The organism is Azospirillum sp. INR13 (assembly GCF_015390205.1).
Lineage (GTDB): Bacteria > Pseudomonadota > Alphaproteobacteria > Azospirillales > Azospirillaceae > Azospirillum.
This window is the reverse complement of the sequence record NZ_VUOI01000029.1, coordinates 1-7500: the sequence shown is the minus strand read 5'-3', so window position 1 is coordinate 7500 and position 7500 is coordinate 1. Positions and strand designations below refer to the sequence as shown.

Annotated in this window: 8 protein-coding genes, 2 rRNA genes and 2 pseudogenes (1 of these 12 only partly in view); 4 read left to right on the top strand and 8 right to left on the bottom strand. The window is 67.5% G+C overall.

The genetic code is table 11. The features are described from left to right. The 3 genes from F1643_RS17725 to F1643_RS23775 form a co-directional block, all read left to right on the top strand. Positions 1-939 (top strand): 23S ribosomal RNA (locus F1643_RS17725); it begins 1823 nt to the left of the window's first position. Between the two features lie 146 nt (positions 940-1085). Beyond that, positions 1086-1200: ribosomal RNA gene (gene rrf, locus F1643_RS17720) — 5S ribosomal RNA — on the top strand. 507 nt (positions 1201-1707) lie between these two features. Further along, positions 1708-1974, top strand: coding sequence for a hypothetical protein (locus F1643_RS23775; protein ID WP_255542975.1), 267 nt, complete (start codon positions 1708-1710; stop codon positions 1972-1974). Between the two features lie 2 nt (positions 1975-1976). On the opposite strand, the gene F1643_RS17710 is transcribed toward F1643_RS23775, so the two are convergent. From F1643_RS17710 to F1643_RS23765, 5 genes and pseudogenes are all read right to left on the bottom strand, one after another. Further along, positions 1977-2495 (bottom strand): flagellar protein FlgN, encoded by a 519-nt coding sequence (locus tag F1643_RS17710; protein WP_194914541.1) that lies wholly within the window; start codon positions 2493-2495, stop codon positions 1977-1979. Then, complete coding sequence (locus F1643_RS17705) at positions 2492-2704, bottom strand: rod-binding protein (RefSeq protein WP_255542974.1); 213 nt, start codon at positions 2702-2704, stop codon at positions 2492-2494. Before F1643_RS17705 ends, F1643_RS17710 begins: the two co-directional genes overlap by 4 nt. Positions 2705-2832: 128 nt before the next feature. Continuing rightward, positions 2833-3731, bottom strand: a pseudogene (locus F1643_RS17700) (flagellar basal body P-ring protein FlgI). 38 nt (positions 3732-3769) lie between these two features. Then, positions 3770-3955 carry a flagellar basal body P-ring protein FlgI gene (locus F1643_RS23770; protein ID WP_255542973.1) on the bottom strand — a complete coding sequence of 62 codons (186 nt, stop codon included), beginning with the start codon at positions 3953-3955 and terminating at the stop codon, positions 3770-3772. Between the two features lie 91 nt (positions 3956-4046). Beyond that, positions 4047-4397 (bottom strand): flagellin, encoded by a 351-nt coding sequence (locus F1643_RS23765; protein WP_255542972.1) that lies wholly within the window; start codon positions 4395-4397, stop codon positions 4047-4049. 191 nt (positions 4398-4588) lie between these two features. Here F1643_RS23765 and F1643_RS23760 point away from each other — a divergent pair, with 191 nt between their 5' ends. Beyond that, positions 4589-4750, top strand: coding sequence for a hypothetical protein (locus F1643_RS23760; protein ID WP_255542971.1), 162 nt, complete (start codon positions 4589-4591; stop codon positions 4748-4750). Positions 4751-5154: 404 nt separating this feature from the next. On the opposite strand, the gene F1643_RS23755 is transcribed toward F1643_RS23760, so the two are convergent. From F1643_RS23755 to F1643_RS17685, 3 genes and pseudogenes are all read right to left on the bottom strand, one after another. Continuing rightward, positions 5155-5334 (bottom strand): flagellar basal body rod C-terminal domain-containing protein, encoded by a 180-nt coding sequence (locus F1643_RS23755; protein ID WP_255542981.1) that lies wholly within the window; start codon positions 5332-5334, stop codon positions 5155-5157. A gap of 373 nt (positions 5335-5707) precedes the next feature. Then, a pseudogene (gene flgK, locus F1643_RS23750) lies at positions 5708-6487 on the bottom strand (flagellar hook-associated protein FlgK); the annotation flags it as partial. A 92-nt stretch (positions 6488-6579) separates the two neighbouring features. Beyond that, a partial coding sequence (locus F1643_RS17685; RefSeq protein WP_194914540.1) for a flagellar hook-basal body complex protein occupies positions 6580-7500 on the bottom strand: 921 nt, incomplete at its 5' end.

The window sequence follows — 7500 nt, the reverse complement described above, 5'->3', positions numbered from 1 at the left end:
GGTAAGTTCCGACCTGCACGAATGGCGTAACGACTTCCCCGCTGTCTCCAACACCAACTCAGCGAAATTGAACTCTCCGTGAAGATGCGGAGTTCCCGCGGTCAGACGGAAAGACCCCGTGCACCTTTACTACAGCTTTGCAGTGGTGCTAGGGACTTCATGTGTAGGATAGGTGGGAGGCTTGGAAGCCCGGGCGCCAGCCCGGGTGGAGCCAACCTTGAAATACCACCCTTGAAGTCTCTGGCATCTAACCGTGGCCCGTGATCCGGGTCCGGGACCCTGCATGGCGGGTAGTTTGACTGGGGCGGTCGCCTCCCAAAGTGTAACGGAGGCGCGCGATGGTGGGCTCAGAGCGGTCGGAAATCGCTCGTCGAGTGCAATGGCATAAGCCCGCCTGACTGCAAGACTGACAAGTCGAGCAGAGACGAAAGTCGGCCATAGTGATCCGGTGGCTCCACGTGGACGGGCCATCGCTCAACGGATAAAAGGTACGCCGGGGATAACAGGCTGATGACTCCCAAGAGTCCATATCGACGGAGTCGTTTGGCACCTCGATGTCGGCTCATCACATCCTGGGGCTGGAGCAGGTCCCAAGGGTTCGGCTGTTCGCCGATTAAAGTGGTACGTGAGCTGGGTTTAGAACGTCGTGAGACAGTTCGGTCCCTATCTGCCGTGGGTGTCGGAGTTTTGCGAGGATCTGTCCCTAGTACGAGAGGACCGGGATGGACATACCTCTGGTGCACCGGTTGTCACGCCAGTGGCATGGCCGGGTAGCTAAGTATGGACGGGATAACCGCTGAAAGCATCTAAGCGGGAAACCCACCTCTAAACCAGAGCTCCCTTGAGAGCCGTGACAGACCATCACGTCGATAGGAGGCATGTGGACGGGCAGCAATGCCTGAAGCTAAGCCTTACTAATCGCTCGATCGGCTTGATCTCGACACCACAAACCGCGCCATGCGCAGCAGCAAGCCTGCTTGGAAAGGCCCTGCTTGACGCAACGCCGCCGGTTCGATACATCCTCACCCTCACTTGCACTGAACAGCGATACGCTTCGGAACAGCGTCGGTCTTGAGCCTTGGTGACCTGGTGGTCATGGCGAGGTGTCAAACACCCGATCCCATCCCGAACTCGGCCGTGAAAAGCCTCCGCGCCAATGGTACTGCGTCTTAAGACGTGGAGAGTAGGTCGCCGCCAGGTCACTCAGGCTCAAGAGACGTCAAACCGAAGCTCAAATCGCCGGCATCTTCGCACATATCGGAAAACGCCCGCCTCACATGAGACGGGGCGCATTTCGCGTTTTGGAAATTGCGGGCTCGCGACGACGCATTTTTTCATCGCTTCATCGGGTATTAATTTGTTTTTGGTGGATTGGTCCCAGTGGTCCGCCGGATGGCGGTGGCGTGGGGACGGCGATGGGCGATCCGGACGATCTTTTCGATATCTACCGCAAGGACCACGCCACGGCGCCCCTGACCGGCCCAACGCTTGCGGCGGCGCTGAGCGATACGGTGCGGCGCAGTCTGGCGCTGATCGAGGAACTGTGTGCCGACGTGACCCGTGCGCTTGCCCAGGCGCGATATACCACGCGGCTGGTATCGGCCGTCACCGACGGTCGAGCTATGTGCGGCTCGACCGCCAGTCCGAGAGCTTTCGCGACTATCTGCGCACCTGGAGCCAGCAGCGGGCGATCGCGGCACCGGTGGCATGCATTGGGAGGCTCATATCCTCGTCACCGACCATCGGCGGACGACGAAGGAGATCGGCATCGGAATCGCCTTCGAGTGGCCGGGCCAGACGGGAGAGGGCCAAAGCGGGGAAGGGGAGGGCAGCCTCGCCTTCGTCGAGTTCTGGCCGACGGGCGCCGGGGTGGCGCTGCCGTCGGACGCCCGCGGCTTTCAGCGTGCGCTGGTCGCCTGCATCATCAAGCTGGAGCAGGCCGGCGAACTTGCGAGCGTGAAGAGCCGCGGTTGAAGTTACAAGGTCGCGTTCAGGCCCGACGCCGACAGCTCCACCGGCCGGCGCGCCTGCCCGTCGCGGGCATAGGTCCCGTCGCTCGCCGCCTTTTCCAGCGCGACCAGCAGGTTGCGGTTGATCGTCAGCACCGCCTTGCGCAGGGCGACGAGGCCGGAGGCGTTGGTGGACACCGCCCGCTCAAGCCGGTCGATGCGCTCCAAGGTCATCGCCCGCAGGTCGTCGGGAAGGCGGATGCCCTCGTTGCGCGCCCGCAGGACGGCGCCCTCCAGCTGTTCGGCCATCGCCGCCTTGCGGTGGGCGAAGGCCTCCAGCCGGTCGAGCATGCCGGCGGCGATGCAGGCGGACTCCTCTTCCAGGACGGCGGATAGAGCCTCTACAGCGTCGAGGAAGTCGCGCACCAGCAGCGCGGTGGCGCCGTCATAGCCGGGATCGGGAGCGGCCGGTCCCTCTGTCGGCGCCTGTTCGGCGCTGCGGTCGGGGGCGAATTCGTGGATCAGTTCCTTGAGGGTGACGCTCATGACGGCTGCTCCGCTTGGGATGCATAAAGGCGGGCGATCTCGTCATGCGTCATCCTGCCGATGCCGAGCGTTCCCGACTCGGCGATGGCCTTGCCGTATTCCTGCAGCATCATGCTGCGCCACGGCTTTTCCGCCGGGCCGCCGCCGCCGAACAGCGGGCTTTCGCGCATGCCCGCGAACATGCTTTCCATCAGCTGGCTGACAAGCATCGCCTCGAACTCCTTGGCCACCTTCTCGCGGCGGCCGGGTTGGGGATGGCCGGTGATGAGGGTTCAGGGGCCGTTGCGGCAGTGGCGCGGAAGGTGGCTGCGGCGATGTCCATCGTCATCTCCTGCGGTCAGATGATTTCCAGATCGGCGTGCAGGGCGCCGGCGGCCTTGATCGCCTGGAGGATGGCCACCATGTCGCGCGGCCCCACGCCCAGAGCGTTCAGGCCGTTGACCAGCTGCTGCAGGCTGACATTGCCGCCGACGGTCACGAACTGGCGGCCGTTGCCCTCCTGCACCTGCACGTCGGTGCGCGGCACGACGACGGTGGAGCCGTTGCTGAAGGGCTGCGGCTGCGACACCTGGGGAGTCTCCACCACGCGGACCGTCAGGTTGCCCTGGGTGATGGCGACGCGGCTGACCCGCACGTCGTCGCCGATCACGATGGTGCCGCTGCGCTCGTCGACCACCACGCGGGCGATGGCGTCGGGGCGGACCGGCAGCTGCTCGATCTCGCCGATCAGGCGGGGGACGTTGCCCACGTAAGACCCGGTAATCCGCACATCGACGGTGGTCAGGTCGACCACGCGAGCGTTGCCGGCGCCGAGCCGGCCGTTCACTGCGTCGGCGATGCGGATCGCCGTGGTGAAATCCGGGTTGCGCAGGGCCATGCGCACCATGCCGACGTCGTTCAGGGCGAATTTCAGTTCGCGTTCCACCGTGGCGCCGTTGGCGATGCGGGCGGTGGTGGCACGCCCTTGGTCACCGTCGCCGCCGCGCCGCCGGCGCTGAAGCCGCCGACCGACAGCGGTCCCTGGGCGACGGCATAGGCCTCGCCATCCGCACCCAGCAGCGGCGTCACCACCAGGGTGCCGCCCAGCAGGCTGGTGGCGTCGCCGAGCGCGGAAACCGTGACGTCCACGGTGGTGCCCTGGCGCGGGAAGGGCGGCAGGCTGGCCGTCACCATCACCGCCGCGGCGTTGCGGGTGCGCAGGGTCTCGCCGCGGGTGTTGATGCCCAGCCGCTCCATCATCCCCTTCAGGCTCTGTTCTGTGAAGGGGGTGTTGATCAGCGGTCGCCGGTGCCGTTCAGCCCGACCACCAGGCCGTAGCCGACCAGCTGGTTGCGGCGGACCCCGTCGAAGGTGACCAGATCCTTCACCCGCGTCTGGGCCTCCGCCGGGGCAGGCAGGACCGACAGGGCGGTGAGCGCCAGCAGCAGCCCGGCGGCCAGCGCCACAGCACGGCTCGTCAACGCACGGCTCGTCAACGCACGGCTCAAGGGGGCGGGCCGGAGCCGGCGCGGAACGGGGAGCTGGATGCTGCCGGGCTCATGGCGATGGGACCTAGAGGTAGTTGGTCAGGCGGAGCTTGGCGATGCGCGCGGTGGCGTTGGCGGTGGCGTCGATCTGCGCCTCCAGTTGGCTGATCCGCGTGCTCGCCTCGTAGGGGTCGACGCCTTCCAGATTGTCGATCTGCAGGCTGAGGATCGACTTCTGCGTCTTGTGCTGTTCGGCCAGGGTGGCGATCTGGGCGCGCTGGACGCCGAGCTGCGCCGTCGCCTCCCGCAGGTTGCCGAGGCCGCTGGACAACTTGTCGACCGCCGTCTTGATGTAGTCGGGATAGGCGTCGACATCCATCTTGGAGGTGTCGACCGCCGCCAGCATGTAGATGCCTTCCAGCAGTTCCCGCATCATCGGGTCGTTGGCCTGGACGCCATAGGCGATGGTGCTGGAGTCCGCCGGCCGGCCGGCGACGCGCGGGAGGCGGCGCCGCCGGGCTGGACCGAGGTGGTGCCGGTGTAGAGCCCGCCCTCGAAGGTATCGTCAGCGGGGCGGGGGCCGGCGTGGCCGGGTCGCGCACGGCGAACAGATCGTCCAGCCTGGCAATGACCGCCGCGGTTTCCGCCGCGGTCACCGGCATCTCGGCACCGCCGGTGGCGGACTGGATGGCATCGCGGATGATCTGCATCGGCGAGCGCATGCCCGACTTGTCGCCGTCGACATTGCGCATCGGCGGCTGGTCGAGCGCGGTGCCGGCGAACAGATAGGCGTTGCCGGCCGACGCGTTCAGCAGCCCGACCACCTGATCCAGCACGCCGCGCGCCCGCACCTGCAGCGAGGTTCCGGTCGGCGACTGCTGCCCCAGGCCGGTGGAGGCGGCGGCCAGCAGGTCGGTGCCGGACGCGATGATGCTGGTCATCGCGCTGTCCATCATCTTCATCCGGCGTCGAGCAGGTCGGTGGTCTTCACATACTCGTCGGTGCGGTCGAACAGGTTGCGCAGCGCGATGTCGCGGCCGGTGCTGGCGCCGATGGTGGCGGCGACGTCGGCATGGACGCCGGTCGCCACCTCCTCGTTCGCACGGGACCAGCTCCATCTGCTGCCGGGTCATGGTGCTTTGCAGCTTCCGGCTCATCCCCAGCGTGGACAGGGCATTGTACAGCATCGGCTCTTACCCCTTGATCTGCAGCAGGATGTCGATCATGCGGCCGGCGACCTGCACCACCTGGGCGCTGGCGCCGTAGCTCTGCTCGATCATCAGGAGCTTCTGCATCTCGTCGTCGATGTTGACGCCGTCGCGGTTGATGCGGGCGGTTTCCAGCGTGTCCGCGCTGATCTTGCGCGCGTTCATTTCCGATTCGGCACCGGTGCGGTAGCCCTGCTGGGCCGACACCATGGCGGTGGCGTAGCCGCCGAGCGTCGTGGAGGCCGGCATGTCGGTGGCGGGCGAAGCTGCGGGCGGTGGTGAAGACGGTCAGGAACCTGTCGATCTGCGTCTGGTCGCCGGGCTGGAGCGGGGCCGCCGCCTGGATGCCGCTGCGCACCCGCCAGCTTTCCGTCCGCACGGAGTCGTTTACCGTGATGCGCGACGCCAGCCCGGCGGTGGCGCCATAGGCGGCTCCGGCGTCGGTGAACAGGCCGGGCTGGGTCGGATCGGCCTCGGCCCCCTGGAAGGCCTGGACGAGGCCGGCGGCCAGCTCGTCCAACTGGGCCAGCGCGCGGGGCATGTCCTGCTTGATGGTCTGGACATAGCCCATCATCCGGCCGCTCTGGATCTCGCTGTCGGGCCTGGCGGACAGCGAGACGCCATTGGCCATCACATCGTCCCCCAGCAGCGTCAGCGGCTGCTCGCCGGGCGCCAGCGGGTGGTCGAGCAGGGTCTGGCCGTTGCGGGTCATCACCACCACCTGGCCGTCCTCGCGGCTGTAGGTGCGGATGCCGATCTCCTGCGAGACCTGGTCGAGCAGGCGGTCGCGGTCGTCGCGCAGGTCGCCGGTGTCGCCGCCGCGCGCTTCCAGCCCGGCGATCCGGCCGTTGAGGTCGCTGATCCGCTGCAACGCGGTGTTCACCGAGTCCACCGAGGTCTGCAGGCGGTCGCGGGCGTCGGACTGCACCGTCTGCGCCGCTTCCGCCGCGCGCTTCAGGCTGTCGGCGAGCGTGATCGCCTGGGACACCACCGCATTCTGGGCGGCATCGTCCTGCGGCATGCCGTGCAGGCGGGAAAAGGCCTGCTGCAGCTTCGACAGCTGGGTGGAGACCGATTTCTCGTCCTGCGGCTGCCCCCGCACCAGGGCATAGTCGGCAAGCGCCGAAGCACGCGCCTCCTGCCCGGTGTAGCGGCTGGTCTCGTACCGGGCGTCGCGGATCAGCAGCTCGTCCACCTTGCGGGCGATGGCGTCGACCTGCACCCCGGCGCCGCGTCCGGCCGTGTTGGCCGACGACAGGGCGAGGTCGCGGCGCACATAGCCGGCCGTGGTGGCGTTGGCGAGGTTGTGGGAGGTCATCGCCGCCTGCTGCTGCGTCGTGCGCAGGCCGGACAGGGCGGCGGTGAGGGGCGAGTTGGACGCTCATGGCCGGGGCTCCGTCGCGACTGGGCTCAACGCTTCAGGCGGGTGGTTTCTTCGACCATCTCGTCGGCCGTGCGCACCAGGGTGGCGTTCGACGAGTAGGCCCGCTGGGTCTCGATCAGCGACACCAGTTCCGTCGCGATGTCGACGTTCGACTGCTCCAGCGCGGCGCCGATGACGGTTCCGGCGGCGCCCTTCTTGCCGGCGCCCAGCGTCAGCGTGCCGGTTTCGGCGCCCAGCGTGTAGGTGTTGCCGTCCTGGGCGACCAGACCGTCGGGGTTGGTGACGGTGGCGATCGGGATCTGGTACAGCGCCTGCCGGGCGCCGTTGTCGTACATCACCCACAGCTTGCCGCTGTCGTCGATGTTGACAGAGGTCACCTGGCCGACCTTGGCGCCGTCGCCGGTGACGGTCGGGACATAGTCGCCGTTCAACTGCGTGACGTTGCCGAGCGCCATGGTGAAGCTGTCGGCGGTCGGCGTGGCCGGCGAGGTGACGGTGATGCCGGGCATCGGGTCCAGCGGCAGGCCGGCGCCGTCCACCGGCTTTCCGGCATAGGGGCCGGTGGCGGCGAAGGTGAGCGTCACCGGTGCGCCGCCGACCGTGTAGCCGGCCGGGCCGGTGGCGGTCAGCGTCCATTGGTTGGGGGTGGCGCCCTTGGTCCAGGTCAGCGACAGGTCCAGCGGGTTGCCGAGCCCGTCATAGAAGGTCGGGCTGGTGGTGAAGCTGTCGCCGGCCGCCGCCTGGGCCGGCAGGTTGCCCGAGAAGTCCATCAGCGTCGTCCGGCTGCCGCCATAGACGAGATTCCCGATGTTGACCGGCTGCAGGTCGTCGAAGCGGGCGGTGCTGACGTTGGGCAGGGTGCCGTCGGGGTTCAGCTTCCACGCTTCCAGATACTGGCCGGCGTTGTTGCGCAGGAAACCGGTTTCGTCGGGCAGGAAGCTGCCGCA